Source organism: Paenibacillus sp. NPDC056933 (genome assembly GCF_042674385.1).
In the GTDB taxonomy this organism is placed as follows: Bacteria; Bacillota; Bacilli; order Paenibacillales; family Paenibacillaceae; genus Paenibacillus.
Window position 1 is genome coordinate 1816667 of sequence record NZ_JBHUQN010000001.1, and the last position, 16054, is coordinate 1832720.

Below are 16054 nucleotides of genomic sequence, written 5' to 3' on the forward strand. Positions count from 1 at the left end.
CAAGTCCTTTTATATACTTAGTTTGTTTGACACAGCGAACTAAAAGGACTAGGTGGTCGTTAACATGTTGAAAAAACGAGACTTGCACGAATGCCACTCACTGTATGATTTGATGGTGGACCCCGCTGTTTTTCCATACGTTCGTCATAAGTGCCGATCTTACGAAGAATATGTATTTGCAACCAAACAGGTAATCGATGAAGAAGAGCAAAACACATGTATTTCCAGAACGATCCTTAATGAACTTGGACATCCCATTGGAACCATTGATCTATATCACATGGATAATAAGACAGGTTTTCTTGCGACATGGATTGGAGCCCCTTATTTTGGAAAAGGTTACAATCAACGAGCAAAGGAAGCCTTTTTTGCTGAGTTGTTTCTGCAACGTGAAATTGAAACGGTATTTCTTAAAATTCGAAAACAAAACATTCGATCCAAGAAAGCGGTTGGAAAGTTGCCGTATGTCAAATTAGCAAATGATATATACCACGAAGTGTATACTTTGATAAACCATACGGAACAAATTTATGATTTGTATTACGTGGATCGTTCTGACTTTGTGGCAAGTGAAGAGATGAACCAAGTGGTTGCGACATAGCAACTTTTTAAGAAATGGATTTCTGAAAAATGATTTCCCGATCCAAACTCTCGCCCCTTGGTCTGCCAAAAAGGAGAAGAGGCTTCAGGGCTGAGCGATCCATCTCCATAAGGTCAGAGGTATCAAGGGGCATGAATCGCAAAAGAGTGATTTTAGAACATTTTGGATAAAATTCAATTTACTTTAAATCGATCTGTCGTTTATACTGGATTTACTTGGAAAAGATTGCTCTCATCTACGGAAATAGAAAGACGGCATTCACTTTTATGAAAGCGCTTTTTTAAGGGTTTTGAAAAATTAAAAAGAGAGGAGGTCAGATTCCCTAATGTAGCAGAGAGAGTTGAAGCGGTTGGGAGTGACGCGAACAACTATATTGTCATTGAATGAAGAGGAGGTATTTATAATGTTCAAAGCAAAACTAATAAAGGCAGTAATGTCTATTGCACTCTTCGGTACATTCTTTTCCATTCCGGCGGTGCCTGACGCTCTTGCCGCAGATGCAAGCTGTCCGAACGGTTATGTGGGTCTGACCTTCGACGATGGTCCATCCGGCAATACAACAAACATACTTAACGCATTGAAGCAGGCTGGCCTGCGGGCAACCATGTTCAACGTTGGGCAAAACGCGCAAAATAATAAATCTCTGGTTAGTGCACAGGCAGCCGCGGGCATGTGGATCGGCAACCACTCCTATACACATCCCAATATGACGAATTTAAACAGTTCTCAGATGTCATCAGAGATTACGCGGACACAGCAGACGATTCAGTCGGTTACCGGAACCTCCCCTACGTTGTTCAGACCGCCTTACGGAGCGACGAATGCAACCTTAAAATCCGTTGTGAGCCAAAACGGTCTTAAGGAAGTACTGTGGAATGTAGATTCCCAGGACTGGAATGGCGCAAGCGCAGCCCAGATTGTAGCGGCTGTTAACACAATGCAAAGTGGGGATGTCATTCTAATGCATGATCAGTACCAGACGACTCTTCAGGCCATTCCGCAGATTGCACAAAACTTGAAAAATCGTGGCCTTTGCTCCGGCATGATCTCATCGACTACCGGACGAGCGGTTGCGCCTGATGGAGGTACGACCAATCCTCCAAACACCGGAACGAAAGTGGAAGCCGAGAATATGACCAAAGGTGGCCAGTATACCGGAAATATCAGCTCGCCATTTAACGGAGTTGTTTTGTACGCCAATAACGATCTGGTGAAATACACGCAATATTTTGCAAGCGGCACTCATAATTTCTCACTTCGTGGTGCTTCAAGCAATTCCAATATGGCGAGAGTTGACCTGAAGATCGGCGGTCAAACGAAGGGAACCTTTTACTTCGGGGGAAACAGCCCCGCGGTGTATACACTCAATAATGTCAGCCATGGAACCGGAAATCAGGAGATTCAGCTTGTTGTGACAGCCGATGATGGGACATGGGATGTGTATATGGATTACCTGGAAATCAACTAATCATTTTGAGGCCGATTGCTGGATAAAGTAATAAAGTCATCTAACAAGATCCCGTCGGGTTGACCCGGCGGGATTTATGAGATATTGTGACAGTTATTGAACATTTTCCAAATCGGGAAACGATGGGGTGACGTCATGGAGATCAAAAGAATAGAGAATCTATCCCAGGAAGATTGGCTTCAGCTTGGAAGCTTTGGATATCAATCCACTCAAAAATATGAGCTTACCAAAGTAGTGACACAAGGTTCCTTTAGTATGCAATTAACCTTAATCAACTTGGATGACATCTACGTGAAAGAAGAGTTAAACAGTACAGACGATTTGAAACGCTATGCAGAAATCATACAACTGGGTTTTTCTTACGGACTATTTATGGATGGTAGACTAATAGCGCTTGCCATTGCAGAACCACAACATTGGAATAATACGCTGATGATATGGCATCTTCAGGTGAATGCAAAATACATAAGAAAAGGATATGGCAGGCTGCTGATTGATAAAGTGTATGAGCTTGCTCAGGAAAAAGGATTCAGAGCTGTAACGTTAGAAACCCAGAATACCAATGTTCCGGCAATTCATTTTTACTTGCAATGTGGTTATCAGATTGAAGGAATCGATGTATCTCTATATTCTAATAATCCTAGCCAAAATGATGAAATCGCTTTATATATGAGGAAGATGATCAAGTAAGGTAAGGGGTATCATCATGAAATCGCTTAAACTATGATGTTTGTTGAGGAGAGAATACACATGATTACGCTCAGAAAAATAACACTAGATAACAGACGTTCTATATTTAACTTGGAAGTTTCAGAAGAACAGCGACAATATGTTGCTTCAAACCTTTCAAGTGTAGCATCGTGTTATGTCCTGGCAACCAATGGTGGCACCCCATTCCCGCTTGCGATTTACGCAGATGAACAACCCGTAGGTTTTGTTATGATAACTTATGGAATCACGGGTTATGATCTTCCTGTCATTGCTGATAATGGCTATTGTATTTTGCGATTGATGATTGACCAGCAGCACCAGAACTTAGGCTATGGCCGGGAAGCATTAAAGAAAATTTTGGGGTTTATTCGAACTTTTCCAGCTGGTTCTGCACGTTATTGCTGGATTCCATATAGTCCTGATAACTTGGCTGCCAAAAAGCTATATGAGAGCTTTGGATTCCATGAAAATGGTGAAGTGTGCCACGAGGAGCTCATAACTGTATTGGAACTTTAATTTCTATCTTTAGAGAGGGGATTTTATAACACAGGTTTCACGCTCAGTCTATTAACTCTTGCTTCCCTGTGTCATAAAGTAAAAGTTCAACAGTTGTATTTTTTTACCACACATGATAATGTGACTATTAAAACCAACTATTTTAGTTGGGATTATGTTTTGGAGGTATAATCATGACTAATATCGCGAAGAATCTCACAGATCTGATTGGAAATACACCACTATTGAAGCTTTCTAATTTTGCGAAAAAACACCAAGTTGATGCGAGAATCATTGCCAAATTGGAATACTTTAATCCAGCAGGCAGTGTAAAAGATAGAATCGGATATGGAATGATTAAAGACGCTGAAGAGAGAGGGGCAATTAACCAAAATTCAGTGATAATAGAACCGACGAGTGGGAATACAGGTGTGGGACTTGCTTTCGCAGCTGCAGCATTAGGATATAGATTAATCATTACGCTACCTGAGAGTTTCAGTGTTGAACGTAGGAAGCTGTTGATTGCTCTGGGAGCAGAACTAGTCCTTACACCTGCCACAGAAGGAATGTCTGGAGCTATCAAAAAGGCTGAAGAAATTGCGGCTACAATCCCTAACTCATTTATACCTCAACAGTTTAAAAATCCAGCAAATCCACAAGTACATAAGGTAACAACTGCAGAAGAGATTTGGAGAGATACTGAAGGTCAAGTGGATATTTTTATTGGTGGAGTGGGTACAGGTGGAACGATATCTGGGGTTGGAGAAGTACTTAAACAAAGAAAAGAAGATGTGAAAATTATAGCTGTAGAGCCTTCGGATTCCCCGGTACTTTCTGGAGGAACTAAAGGAGTGCATACCATTCAAGGAATTGGCGCCGGTTTTGTTCCCGACAATTTCAATAGATCTGTAGTGGATGAGATCGTCCAGGTGAAAAATGCAGATGCATTTGAAACAGCCCGCTATTTAGCTAAATCTGAAGGATTATTAGTCGGTATTTCATCAGGGGCAGCAGCATATGCCGCTTTACAGATTGCAAAGAGATCAGAATACAAAAATAAAAATATAGTTGTTTTATTCCCGGATACAGGGGAACGATATTTATCTACAGACCTCTATCCAGAAGCATAAGGTGCACGTTATAAGATACCCACACCACACCATTTAATCGCATCGTTCCCGATTCTATGAAGAATATAAACTTTGAGGGTATGCATTCACAAACGTAATACGCAATACTTCCCGGAAATTGACATGGGTTTTGGAGGTAGGTTAAGTGAAGTTTAAGCGAAAAATAGTAGTTGTTTTATCAGTCATTTTATTCGGAATCATCGGGTTATATTTAATATTGAATCAATATATCGTCCTTGATCGAACGAGTGTAGAGTTAGGTAAATAAGACTTCCAATACCCTTGTTGAGGGGAGTGAAATAGAAGCTAACGAATATTTCGTAGTTCATCATAATAGACGAGTGGGAGGACTGCAATTCATCCCAGGAAGAAGTATCTTCAGTATGGGCACAAGTTACAAACGACTCGAGGAAGGTGAACAAAAAACCATTCATTTAAAATATATAAAAGAAACGAATCAATTTTGGATAATGCCTGAAGAGTTAGTTAAACAATGAAGAAGGCTACTCAATGAAGTCATGGCAGCGTATATTCAATTCGATCTGCATACGTTGTAGTGACGTAAAATCGTATAAGGGTGAACGCGATGACAGTTGGAAGAAAGGTTTTTGTTTTTAAGGATGAGTCACGTAATGATCCGATAAGTCAGGAAACCAGGGAAGTGCTCATTAGTATATACTATCCTTCCAATCCCGTGGAACATGAATCAAAGTATATTTCGTTATTTGAACCTAATATCTCTTTAGATGTTGATATGCTCTCTAATATGGGCGTGGATAAGGATTATATTCGTAATCTGGATACAAAAATACATAATGATGAGAGAATTGATATTATTGCTAGAAACTGTCCCATTATTTTTATAGCTCCGGCTTTTGGTGTAGTTAGGGATATGTATTCCTTTTGTGTAGAACATTTAGTGGAGTGCGGATTTGTTGTCATTACCATAGGTGCCACTCATGAATCCATATTTTCAATTTTTCCTGACGGTCGCTTTGTCCAGCAATCCAAAGAGATATCCGAAATAGACAGTGTAGATATTCATTCTTGGAAACAATTATTGAAGCTTAGAGTTGAAGATATGAGTTGGGTTTTGAAAAATTTAGATGAGGTCTTGGATTAAGATAAGGATCTTAGGGCCATAGTCGATGTAAATAAAATGGGGATCATCGGTCATTCATTAGGTGGGGCAGCTGCTTATGAATTGTTGAAAAGAGAAAAGAGAATTAAGGCTAGTATTCTATTAGATCCTAGTTTCCATTTAATGACGACGAGTAAGGAAGAGGGAGTATCTGTTCCGTTATTGGTAGCTCGACAAGAGAAATGCTCGTTTGAAGAACTGGAAAATGAAATCTCTCCAGATCTATTATCTTTGTTACTGAGTGGATATCAGTCTTTGTTTAACTCGAGTGATCTGAATAGTTCATTCATTAAACTAAACGGTGCTCATCATATGACTTTTAGCGATATCCCAATACATTACAACGAAGATGGGATAGAACACAAGCATTCCACTATTAATAAGTATATCTCTGCTTTTCTTGAGGAGCATTTAAAGAAGGAAGAAAATAAATTTCATAAACTGCTGAAAAATAAGATTAATGATGGAATTGATCAAGTAAATAGTAAAGGACATGTTATTTAAGGAGGGTACTTGGAAGGGTTAGATCTTACACGCATTAGAGGTAGATAGCATTGATGAGGAGGAATGACACGTGGAATTCAATCATTGGTCCGAGGAAAGCGGCTCTTACGATTTATCAAATGAATATTCCATTCAAAAGGCTGAGCCCGAAGAATGGGGAGTATATTGTTCTGTCTATTATAATATGGCCTATATTGGATTTTTTAGAGAGGAAAGATTCAATGTTTCGCGGAATAACTCTTTTTGGATTTATAAAGGAGAATCAAAAATCGGTGGGGTAAGGATGGCACCCAATACGTTATATCATCTATTCTTTATTCCCCCATTCAATGAATCATTTGAGGTACTAAAGCTTCTTAAAAGACTACTCATAACATGGTCTGATCCAACTCAACGTATCAAGATATATGAAATTCTCCCCGATCAAGTACATTTATTTACGAGGGCTGGATTCTGGCCAGATGAGTTCAGATGCCGCTGGATGCAGCGCCCTACAGATTATTTCAACGTGCATTGGGATCGTGATCTTATAATTAAGAGCCCCGTAATTATTGAGAATGAAACGGGGGTTAAGCAATACATTAATGAAGATGAAATCGCTCAGTGTGACTTTGACAGCTTTGTAGGCGGTTTCGAAGCCTTGCGCAGAAAGAAGACATCTTTGGAAGATTATATTCCGAACGAAGAAATCCATTATACCAATGATCACTTAACTCAAGCTTCTACACTTGTATATGATAAGGTTACAGGACAGCTCGTAGCCAACTGTCGGCTTTGTTTGCAGGACAATCAAGCAGCAGTATACAGCATCGGAGTCAACCCCGCTTACAGAGGAAAAGGACTTGCTACACGTATGTTGCAAAGAGCCCTGACTGAACTTAAAGACAAATATCCAGTTCTAAGGTTATATGTCATGGAAGGCAATGATGCCGAATCAGTCTATTTTAATCTTGGATTTGTTCCTGGCGTTCAAGAGATACAAACGATGTATATTCCTGCAAATAAATAGTTACCATCCTGGATTGTATGAAGGGAGGAGTTACGATGCTTTACGACATAAAAGGCGAAGCCAATATGTCACCTGTTGTTGGGTTGTTATATGCTGCGGTGAAAGAAAATAGCCAACGACTCCAACGAATTACGGACGGTATGTCGCTAGAAGAAATTGATTATAAAGGACCTAATAACAACTTCAATAGTACCGCTCAATTAATAAAACATATCACCTACGTCGATCTGAATTGGGTTTATCGAATAAATGGCCTACCACTTCCTCAGGCCTTAAAAGAGCAACATGGGCCCATGATTGATGAAAATGGCAGACTTCCGATGGTTCAAAGAATATCTTTGTGTACACTTATGTCGACATATGAAGGTGTCATAACCATGTTAAAGGACGCGTGTGCACAATTAACGGATGATGATTTAGCGAGGATTGTCACTTTTGGACATAAGAATGAGAAGCAGGCGACCATACGCTGGGGCATATGGCATATCGCTGACCACAGTCGTTATCACCAAGCTCACATTAATCAACTTCGAAGATGGTATCATGAAGCTCACTAAAGAACGATGAGAAAGCGATATAGTGAATAATTTTAAGGTACAAAGAAGAGGTGAGGGTATGGGAAATTTATCTGGACTGAACCCTGTTAATGTTGAAGAAAACACGATATTTGAAATACAAGCTGCCATGGAAAAGGGGGAGCTTTGCTCAAGAGACCTGGTTATGTATTACTTGTATCGTATTGCACAATATGACCAAAATGGGCCAAAGATTAATTCCGTGCTGGAAATAAACCCGGATGCGATTTTTATTGCAGAGGCCTTGGATGCTGAAAGGAAATCAGTGGGACCCAGAGGACTTCTACACGGGATTCCGGTTCTGTTGAAAGATAACATAGAAACAAAGGATGGAATGCATACAACGGCAGGAGCACTGGCTTTGGAAACCCATATTAGTTCTAAGGATTCTTTTCTTGTGACTAAACTAAGGGAAGCTGGAGCAATCATACTTGGAAAAACGAATATGACAGAATGGGCAAATGGCATGTCTTCGGAGATGTGGGCAGGGTACAGCGCTAGAGGTGGACAAGTTTTGAATCCTTATGGCGATTTTTTTCCAGGGGGTTCAAGCACAGGTTCCGCTGCTGCGGTTGCTGCTAACTTTACGATGGTTTCCGTAGGAACGGAAACATCTGGTTCCATATTAAGTCCATCCATTCAGAACTCTATTGCTGGTATAAAGCCAACTGTGGGTTTAATAAGTCGTGCTGGAATAATACCGTTCTCACACTCCCAAGACACTGCTGGTCCAATGGCAAGGACTGTTACAGACGCAGCAATCCTATTAGGGATACTTTCAGGAAGAGACGAGGATGATCCGGCTACTTGGAGAAATCCCCAATCTTCTGTAGACTACACCACATGTTTAGACCTCAATGGATTGAAAAATGCAAATATAGGAATCTTCAGAAAAGCCCCCCTTACACGATATCGTGATAACGAAGAATATGATGAAGTTCTATTTGAGAACGCTGTAATCCAGATCAAAGAAGCTGGGGCTAATATTATTGAAGATATAGACATCCCATCGTCTGACCGGAAGTGGGAGTGGAACAAGTTGAATAATGAATTTAAGCATAGCGTGGAACATTATCTGCAAAGTCTTCCATCACATTTACCTGCGCATACCCTCAGTGAATTAGTCGAATGGAACAAGCAAAATGCAGAAAGGGCTTTAAAATATGGGCAAAACCTTCTCGAACATAGAGAACAATTGGATAATCCATTAAATAATTCGAATTACATCTTGGAGTTAATAACGGATCTATATCATTCGCAAAATAATGGCATAGATTATGCTTTACATAACTTTGGACTGGACGCCATTGTTTTCCCTTCTTACGTTGGTGCCGATCTTTGTGCAAGGGCCGGGTATCCATCGATCGCTGTACCTGCAGGATATAAAGAAAGTGGAAGGCCATTTGGAATCACATTTGCAGGTAAAGCCTTTAGTGAATCAGTGCTGATTCGTTTTGCCTTTGCCTTTGAACAGTTAACAGCTCATAGAAAAAAGCCGAACTTATAACTTAAAAGACGTCTAGCAACTAACGTTAAAGTGGAAGAATATATGCAGCTAATCCCTCCAAATTATTAAAAGATGCTTTTCAAAAATGTTTGCTAATGGACCGCGTGATAGCCTAGGGGCTGTACAGCGGTTTTTTTGTTTCCAGCATTTAGTTTGTATGAAATCCGTTTTAATCATTTTCAACAATTGTGATCAAGAATACAGCAATATTGTTCAGATTAGATCGAAATAACTGTGATACAATTCATTGTAAAGCGCTATCATTGTAAATTATTAAACTATATTGCTTTTTATATTCTGAGAAGGGAGATCTTTATTGATGTTAACCATACACACCCCGACGAATATTGCTTTGCAGGAAAATGAAGTTTATGTGCGATCAGAAGCAGATAATTTTCAGGATGAATGGCCTGTTCATACGCATAATGGGTATGAGATTCATTATTTTATCCAAGGAGATGCGACCTTTTTAATCGGTGACCGAATCTATAAGCCGCTGCCTGGAGATATGTTTATATTCAGAGGGGGAGTGCCGCACCGGATTAATCCTTCAAGAGAAATCGTATACAAGCGAAGTTTTGTCAATTTTACGGAATTATTGCTTATGGACATGCTTGATATCAGTCAATTGGATAATCTGATGTCCATATTCCGTCATCCCAATGGATTATTGGTGCATTGGTCCCTGGAGGAGCGTGAATACATCACAGGTATATTTAAGGGGATCAAGGAGGAGATGGATGCGCGAAATACAGGTTATAAAACAATGGTCAAATTGAGCCTTACCCAATTGCTCCTGCGGATTTACCGGAAAACGACCAGTGAGCGATCCGTCAATCATCTTCTATTTTCTTCCCAGAAGCAGACAAGCGTAAGCCGGGTTCTTCATTATTTAAACCAGAATTACACGGAGAATGTTTCTTTGGATGACTTGTCCAAAACACTCCATTTGAACAAATACTACATTTGTCATTCTTTCAAAGAGACGACGGGATATACCATAAGCAATTATGTAATACGCAAAAGGGTAGCAGAAGCCAAAAAATTGTTGCTGTCTACGGATGCACCGATTTTGTCCATATCAGAGACACTGGGCTTTAACACACCTGTATATTTTAGCAGGGCCTTTAAACAATATGTGGGTGTATCGCCACAGTTGTTCCGTAAAAATGAATTGCTTAACGAAGCCAAAAATCATTAATCCCTCTCAAGGAGATGTTGATATGACAAAAAGAACAACGTTTAAGCTTAGCACCAGCGTACTAATGATCATGATGCTCATCGTGCTGACTGCTTGCGGGAATTCAGGTACAAGTGCCAATGGAAAACAAGCAACTCTTGATTTCTTGTGGTTCTCTGACGGGAATGAAGGAGAAGTGATTAAGGAAATTATTAAAGATTACGAGCAGACCCATACCAAGGTTAAAATCAATCTGATTGAGGTGGGCTTCAAGGATATCCAAACCAAATTGAAAACAATGTTATCTGGCGGAAAGCCGCCTGCTCTGAGTCGGGTCACGGATACGGGATCTTTTGCTAATCAGGCCGTTGACCTTACACCCTACGTGGACAATGCTGATCAATTCGAGGATCAATTTATCGACTCTCTCAAACCTTACTATGTTATGAATGACAAACTGGTAGCTGCGCCTATGGATGTCACAGCGAATGGACTTATCTATAACAAAACCTTATTTGATAAAGCAGGAGTCAAGGTACCTACTTCTCCCGATCAGGTATGGACGTGGGAGGAATATATCGCTGCATTAAAAGAGGTTATGGACAAAGGTGGAGCACGATATGGCATGGTATGGGATGTCACTCCGCATAGATGGTCCACTCTTCTGTACCAGAATGGTGGAAGCATCTTAACGGAGGATGGCAGTGCGGCAGCGATTAACAATGAAGCCGGAATCCGTTCTATGGAAATGTTCAAGCAGCTTCATCAAGATGGGATTATGCCTGAGTCGGTATGGCTTGGAGGGGAGAACCCGAACAACCTGTTCCGTTCCGGGACGGTAGCTACCCACTGGGCTGGCAACTGGATGATCAGCAATTACAAGGATATCACCGATTTCGAATGGGGCGTCACTTATATGCCAAAAGGAACACAACGTTCTTCCGTGCCGGGTGGGAAGTTTCTCATGGCATTCAAAGGCAGTGGTTATGAGCAGGAGGCGGCAGAATTTATTGAATATTTAACGTCCAAAGAAGTAAATTCCAAATATAATCAGGAGTCGTTGTTTATGAGTCCACGGAAGGACAGCTCTGTGCTGAATTATGAATTTGGCAAGGAGATGTTTGAGATTTTCTCGGATGAATTGAAGAACAGTTCGCCTCTTGCAGCTAATGACTGGTCTAAGCAAACGCTTATATCCAAAATTTCAACGGATTTGAAAAATAATATTATGGACGTTCTGTCAGACAAGGCAACTCCGCAGGAAGCATTGGATCGGACGGCCAAGCAGATTAATGAAGCTATTGATAGTCAATAAAACGTAAAGCCATATTGTTTATTCACACACGGGGGCTTACCGATTCCTGTTAGGCCTCCCTTTCGATTAACGCATAAGGAAGGGGCAAGCAGATGAGTGAAGGACAACGATCAAACAATAAAACGCTGGCAAGACAGAACAGGAAGCTCGTCATCGCTCCTTATCTGTTTATACTTCCCAACCTCCTGATCTTTGGAATTTTTATCGTCTTTCCCTCTTTATTGGGTCTGTACTATTCTTTCCATGTCTATGATGGATTGAACCCGATGAAGTTCAACGGGCTGGACAATTATATCAAGATTATGAGGGATCAGGAATTTTGGTCAACAATCGGACGAACGGGAATATATGCGGCGATTGTTGTCCCGCTAATTTATGCAGCGGCATTAGGCATTGCTTTGCTTCTTGCACGCGAAATTAGAATGCGCGGTTTCTTCAGGGCCATATTTTACTGGCCGACCATGATTTCTTACATCATCGTAGGTTTGACCTGGAAATGGATTTTTGGGGATTCATTTGGCATTCTGAATCATCTGCTAACGATGGCAGGTGTGGAGCCAGTCGGCTTTCTAACCTCGTCTGCCTGGGCAAATACGGCTGTAATTATCGCCACTGTATGGTCACGTGCGGGCTTTTTCATGGTCATTTTTATCGCGGGCTTGCAGGCCATACCTACAGACTACTATGAGGCTGCCCGCTTGGATGGGGCAACGGGAACCAAGGTGTTTCGCTATATTACCCTCCCACTTTTGAAACCTACAAGCTTACTCGTGGTTATGCTGTGTCTGATTGACGCGTTCAAGGCCTTTCCACTTATGTTTGCGCTTACAGGCGGTGGGCCGGGCAAGGAAACCACGTATATTGTTCAATACATTTATGAGATTGGCTTTAACAGGCAGGAGCTTGGCCTCGCCAGCGCCATGTCAGTGATGCTGTTTATCCTCATTGGAGGATTCTCGGCGCTGCAATTCCGTCTATCGAAAGGAGGGGCTGTCTGATGGTGATGAAGCCTCTGGTCAAAATCGTCATCTACAGTATGTTAAGTGTGGCCGCAGTGTTGTGGCTCCTGCCTGTTCTGTGGGTCGTGATTTCTGCCCTGAAAACGAATAGCGATCTGTACAGCTTTCCTCCCAAGTTGTGGCCGCAGCCAGTGACCTTCGAGCATTTCAAGGAGGCATTCAGAAAAGGTAATTTTGGCTTGTATTTTATGAATAGTACCATCGTAACTCTGAGCTCAACGCTGCTGCTGTTGCTGATCAATTCCATGGCAGGCTTTGCACTCGCAAAGTATCGCTTCCGCGGAAGCTCGATCATATTAATTGCTTTTATCTCAACGCTTATGATTCCGATTGAGGTTATTATGATCCCCATATTCAAAGTACTGAGCGCACTTGGGTTATATAATAGCCTGCTCGCGATTATTATCCCGCCCGCAGCAACCCCGACAGGTGTATTCCTTATGCGGCAGTATTTGCTGACGGTGCCGGACGAGCTGCTGGAAGCTGCCCGGATGGATGGAGCAGGCGAATGGAAAATTTACTGGAGCATTATTCTTCCCATAGCGAAGCCTATTCTGGCAGTACTCGCGATCTTCTCCTTCATGTGGAGATGGGATGATTTTGTATGGCCGCTAATCGCTATTAGTGATCCTTCCAAATATACGATCCAGCTTGCACTCTCTAATTTTATTGGTGAATACAACGTAGATTGGGGCAGCCTCCTGGCCATGTCCGTAATCACGATGCTTCCGGTACTGATTGTTTTTATGGTTTTCCAGCGTTATTTTGTCAGCGGTATGATTACTTCAGGGATGAAAGGATGAGTTTGGATGTCAGACACCACCAGGGGCAAGATGCACACCTTGAATTACAGACCTATGAAATTAGGCCACAACCAAGTCATTAATCATTGGATCATTAGCGGCATATATACGAAGCCTGTTGCATTTGTTCCAACAACGATGGAGGGGGATATTAATGATTGGCTTATCGATGGTTTCTCCATTCATGAGAACCCTTGCAGACAGGAATTTGTCGAAAATAGGAGAACGCAGGCTGTGACCCGGTTTTTTGATCAATGGAGCGAGTTTCCCAGCCCGGGAGACGCCTTCAGTGGAGAAGAGAACGGGATGCCCTGGGCACTGTATTCTCCCTGGAATAATCCACGGGTGGAGAAGTCAGGATTTTGGTTTGTACCGACACATCTGCGCAGCTACGCGGCAACCCGTCTCGTCTCTTCGACCACCCATACGGCCTCATTCCGGATTAAAACCTATGGAAGTCTGACATTGTGGATCAATGGGGAACTGGTGACGGACTTTGCGCCGCTCATTCGTAACAAGGAGCAGGAAATCGTTATTAATGCTGTGCTTGTAGCGGGAGTCAATGAGATCTATGCCTGCTGGGAGGACCTGGCTGAGCGAGATACCATGTATGCTTTTGCAGTAGAATACCTTGGAAACGAAGAATTGGATATTTCTCTGCCGCTTGCTCCTCATTTGGTGGAGCCTGTCCAATCCGCAGAACGAGCCTTAGAGCAGGCTTATTTTCCTACAGATATCTTTAGAGGTGAGCAGATTAAGCTCAAGCTGCCGCTTCCCTTGCCGGACATCGTTAAAGAGGCTGATATTCAATATGGCAATTTTTTTGACGGGACGGAGAACAAAACGATACACATAGCCGAGAGGGAAACGGACCTGGTTTTGGGACATACCAATGAAATCGGCCATCATTACGTATACTTCACGCTGACTATTTCAGTTTCAAACGTAGTACTGACGAAGAAGTTCGGCTGTCAATCCTACGATACCAGCTATGATGAGGCTGCTCAGCAAGCCGCAGATATTGAATCCCGCAAATCCCTGGCTCTGCGATGTATTGCCGAGAAGGGCAGTCCTAACATTCATAAGGCCATCGCCATGCTGAAGACAGAAGGCAATCTGCAAGAAGCGGAGAAGCTTTTGCTTGATGGAGTGGAAGGGATCGAGCAACGGAAGGATTGCAGTGACTTCTATCTGGTGGGACTGTTTCGTCTTTGGAGAGATGAACGGAATAGCGGTTTGTTCAGTGAATCGTTCTGGGATCGGGTAAAAGCAAGTATTCTGGGCTATCGATATTGGATTGATGAACCTGGCGATGATGTAATGTGGTTCTTCAGTGAAAATCACGCCTTGTTGTTCCATACCAATGAGCTGTTAGCGGGACAGCTGTTTGGAGATGAAACGTTCAGCAACAGTGGTGAATCCGGTGAAGTACACCGTCAAAAAGCAGAGCAGAGGCTTGCCTTATGGTTTGAGCGCTTTTTGGATGAAGGATTGGCAGAATGGAATTCCAGTGCATACATTCCTATTGATGCCGTTGGGCTGCTGCATATTTATGAATTTGCCCATAATGAGCAGCTAAGACACCAAGCAAAAAAAGCAATGGACCTGTTATTCTATTATATTACCGTCCAGATGCATCAAGGCGTCTTGTCTACAACGTTCGGCCGCAGCTATGAGAAGGAATTGCTGGGCAGTTATGCTGCGGGAACGACTTCAATGTGCTGGATCGGTTATGGCATCGGTCATGTAAACAATTATTCAATCAGCAATGTTGCCTTGAGTTTATCGGATTACATTCCGCCAACAGCATATCAGGAGCATCTGATACTTACGGAAAATCAGCAATTGGTGTTCGCCAATCAGCAGGGCAAGGGAGGTTACGCCAAGCTCTATCATTATCGGACAGAGGAATACGCTCTATCCTCAATCATTCGCTTTCGTCCAGGCAAGCCAGGTTATCAGGAGCATGTCAATCATCTGTCTCTGTCCCCTGAAGCGCAGATTTGGGTGAATCATCCAGCAGAAATATACAAACATGGGGATGGCCGGCCTTGCTTTTGGGCTGGAAACGGGATTTTGCCTGACGTTGTTCAGCATGAGGGGATCGCTTTGATGATGTTTGATATCCCAGCAGATCAGACTTCGGATTGGACACATGCTTATTTTCCTACGAGCTTTTTCACAGAGTGGGTGCAGCATGAGAACTGGTATTTTGCCCGTCTGAATAAAGGATATGTGGCTCTATATGCGGCCAACGGGACGAGTATGGAGACCAATGGGGTGACAAAAGAGCGTGAGCTTATTTCTCCTGGATTGCGTAACGCCTGGATCATCAGAGCAGGAAACGAACTGCAATTCGGATCATTTAGCCATTTTATAAACCAAGTTCGTTCCTCCAGCCCGCAATTCGACAGTACTTCTCTGACGCTCAGCCTGACCGATTCGATATACGGTTCCATTCAGTGGGGAATGAACAAGCCTTTTCTTATTCAAGGAAAGGAAATTGTACATGACGGATATGGCGTAAGGGGACAGCTGCAGTTACAGGACATCAAACGTTGAATGGTGAGCAATAAATCTAGGGAGTGAAAGCCAT

At 42.3% G+C, this 16054-nt stretch carries 15 protein-coding genes; all 15 read left to right on the top strand.

Annotated features, from left to right (window positions below):
- The first annotated feature begins 64 nt into the window (after nucleotides 1–64).
- Nucleotides 65–601: a GNAT family N-acetyltransferase gene (locus ACFTRD_RS08380; RefSeq protein ID WP_379378750.1), complete on the top strand. Its 537-nt coding sequence runs from the start codon at nucleotides 65–67 to the stop codon at nucleotides 599–601.
- 403 nt (nucleotides 602–1004) lie between these two features.
- Nucleotides 1005–2069: a polysaccharide deacetylase family protein gene (locus ACFTRD_RS08385; RefSeq protein WP_379378752.1), complete on the top strand. Its 1065-nt coding sequence runs from the start codon at nucleotides 1005–1007 to the stop codon at nucleotides 2067–2069.
- Nucleotides 2070–2204: 135 nt separating this feature from the next.
- Complete coding sequence (locus ACFTRD_RS08390) at nucleotides 2205–2759, top strand: GNAT family N-acetyltransferase (protein WP_379378754.1); 555 nt, start codon at nucleotides 2205–2207, stop codon at nucleotides 2757–2759.
- Nucleotides 2760–2819: 60 nt separating this feature from the next.
- Entirely contained in the window at nucleotides 2820–3296 is a 477-nt protein-coding gene (locus ACFTRD_RS08395; protein WP_379378756.1) for a GNAT family N-acetyltransferase, read from the top strand.
- Nucleotides 3297–3469: 173 nt separating this feature from the next.
- Nucleotides 3470–4405 carry a cysteine synthase A gene (gene cysK, locus ACFTRD_RS08400; protein WP_379378758.1) on the top strand — a complete coding sequence of 312 codons (936 nt, stop codon included), beginning with the start codon at nucleotides 3470–3472 and terminating at the stop codon, nucleotides 4403–4405.
- A 586-nt stretch (nucleotides 4406–4991) separates the two neighbouring features.
- Complete coding sequence (locus ACFTRD_RS08405) at nucleotides 4992–5528, top strand: alpha/beta hydrolase (RefSeq protein ID WP_379378760.1); 537 nt, start codon at nucleotides 4992–4994, stop codon at nucleotides 5526–5528.
- Between the two features lie 18 nt (nucleotides 5529–5546).
- A complete protein-coding gene (locus tag ACFTRD_RS08410) occupies nucleotides 5547–6050 on the top strand; it encodes an alpha/beta hydrolase (RefSeq protein WP_379381238.1) in 504 nt (167 codons plus the stop codon).
- 70 nt (nucleotides 6051–6120) lie between these two features.
- The gene (locus tag ACFTRD_RS08415; protein ID WP_379378762.1) at nucleotides 6121–7059 is read left to right on the top strand and encodes a GNAT family N-acetyltransferase; all 939 of its coding nucleotides are present in this window, start codon (nucleotides 6121–6123) and stop codon (nucleotides 7057–7059) included.
- 35 nt (nucleotides 7060–7094) lie between these two features.
- Nucleotides 7095–7616, top strand: coding sequence for a DinB family protein (locus ACFTRD_RS08420; RefSeq protein WP_379378764.1), 522 nt, complete (start codon nucleotides 7095–7097; stop codon nucleotides 7614–7616).
- Nucleotides 7617–7674: 58 nt separating this feature from the next.
- The gene (locus ACFTRD_RS08425) at nucleotides 7675–9141 is read left to right on the top strand and encodes an amidase family protein (protein ID WP_379378765.1); all 1467 of its coding nucleotides are present in this window, start codon (nucleotides 7675–7677) and stop codon (nucleotides 9139–9141) included.
- A gap of 319 nt (nucleotides 9142–9460) precedes the next feature.
- Nucleotides 9461–10342, top strand: a complete 882-nt coding sequence (locus tag ACFTRD_RS08430) for a helix-turn-helix domain-containing protein (protein WP_379378767.1) — start codon at nucleotides 9461–9463, stop codon at nucleotides 10340–10342.
- A 22-nt stretch (nucleotides 10343–10364) separates the two neighbouring features.
- Nucleotides 10365–11636, top strand: a complete 1272-nt coding sequence (locus tag ACFTRD_RS08435) for an ABC transporter substrate-binding protein (RefSeq protein ID WP_379378769.1) — start codon at nucleotides 10365–10367, stop codon at nucleotides 11634–11636.
- Between the two features lie 92 nt (nucleotides 11637–11728).
- Nucleotides 11729–12634: a carbohydrate ABC transporter permease gene (locus ACFTRD_RS08440; protein WP_379378771.1), complete on the top strand. Its 906-nt coding sequence runs from the start codon at nucleotides 11729–11731 to the stop codon at nucleotides 12632–12634.
- A complete protein-coding gene (locus ACFTRD_RS08445) occupies nucleotides 12634–13458 on the top strand; it encodes a carbohydrate ABC transporter permease (RefSeq protein WP_379378773.1) in 825 nt (274 codons plus the stop codon). The genes ACFTRD_RS08440 and ACFTRD_RS08445 overlap by 1 nt, the downstream gene beginning before the upstream one ends.
- 6 nt (nucleotides 13459–13464) lie before the next feature.
- The gene (locus ACFTRD_RS08450; protein WP_379378775.1) at nucleotides 13465–16020 is read left to right on the top strand and encodes a hypothetical protein; all 2556 of its coding nucleotides are present in this window, start codon (nucleotides 13465–13467) and stop codon (nucleotides 16018–16020) included.
- The last annotated feature ends 34 nt before the right edge of the window (nucleotides 16021–16054 follow it).

Excerpts from the sequence above, each read along its gene's own strand:
- ACFTRD_RS08380 (WP_379378750.1), top strand. The coding sequence starts at position 65 with ATGTTGAAAAAACGAGACTTGCACGAATGCCACTCACTGTATGATTTG.
- ACFTRD_RS08385 (WP_379378752.1), top strand. The coding sequence starts at position 1,005 with ATGTTCAAAGCAAAACTAATAAAGGCAGTAATGTCTATTGCACTCTTC.
- ACFTRD_RS08390 (WP_379378754.1), top strand. The coding sequence starts at position 2,205 with ATGGAGATCAAAAGAATAGAGAATCTATCCCAGGAAGATTGGCTTCAG.
- ACFTRD_RS08395 (WP_379378756.1), top strand. The coding sequence starts at position 2,820 with ATGATTACGCTCAGAAAAATAACACTAGATAACAGACGTTCTATATTT.
- cysK (WP_379378758.1), top strand. The coding sequence starts at position 3,470 with ATGACTAATATCGCGAAGAATCTCACAGATCTGATTGGAAATACACCA.
- ACFTRD_RS08405 (WP_379378760.1), top strand. The coding sequence starts at position 4,992 with ATGACAGTTGGAAGAAAGGTTTTTGTTTTTAAGGATGAGTCACGTAAT.
- ACFTRD_RS08420 (WP_379378764.1), top strand. The coding sequence starts at position 7,095 with ATGCTTTACGACATAAAAGGCGAAGCCAATATGTCACCTGTTGTTGGG.
- ACFTRD_RS08425 (WP_379378765.1), top strand. The coding sequence starts at position 7,675 with ATGGGAAATTTATCTGGACTGAACCCTGTTAATGTTGAAGAAAACACG.
- ACFTRD_RS08430 (WP_379378767.1), top strand. The coding sequence starts at position 9,461 with ATGTTAACCATACACACCCCGACGAATATTGCTTTGCAGGAAAATGAA.
- ACFTRD_RS08435 (WP_379378769.1), top strand. The coding sequence starts at position 10,365 with ATGACAAAAAGAACAACGTTTAAGCTTAGCACCAGCGTACTAATGATC.
- ACFTRD_RS08440 (WP_379378771.1), top strand. The coding sequence starts at position 11,729 with ATGAGTGAAGGACAACGATCAAACAATAAAACGCTGGCAAGACAGAAC.
- ACFTRD_RS08445 (WP_379378773.1), top strand. The coding sequence starts at position 12,634 with ATGGTGATGAAGCCTCTGGTCAAAATCGTCATCTACAGTATGTTAAGT.
- ACFTRD_RS08450 (WP_379378775.1), top strand. The coding sequence starts at position 13,465 with ATGTCAGACACCACCAGGGGCAAGATGCACACCTTGAATTACAGACCT.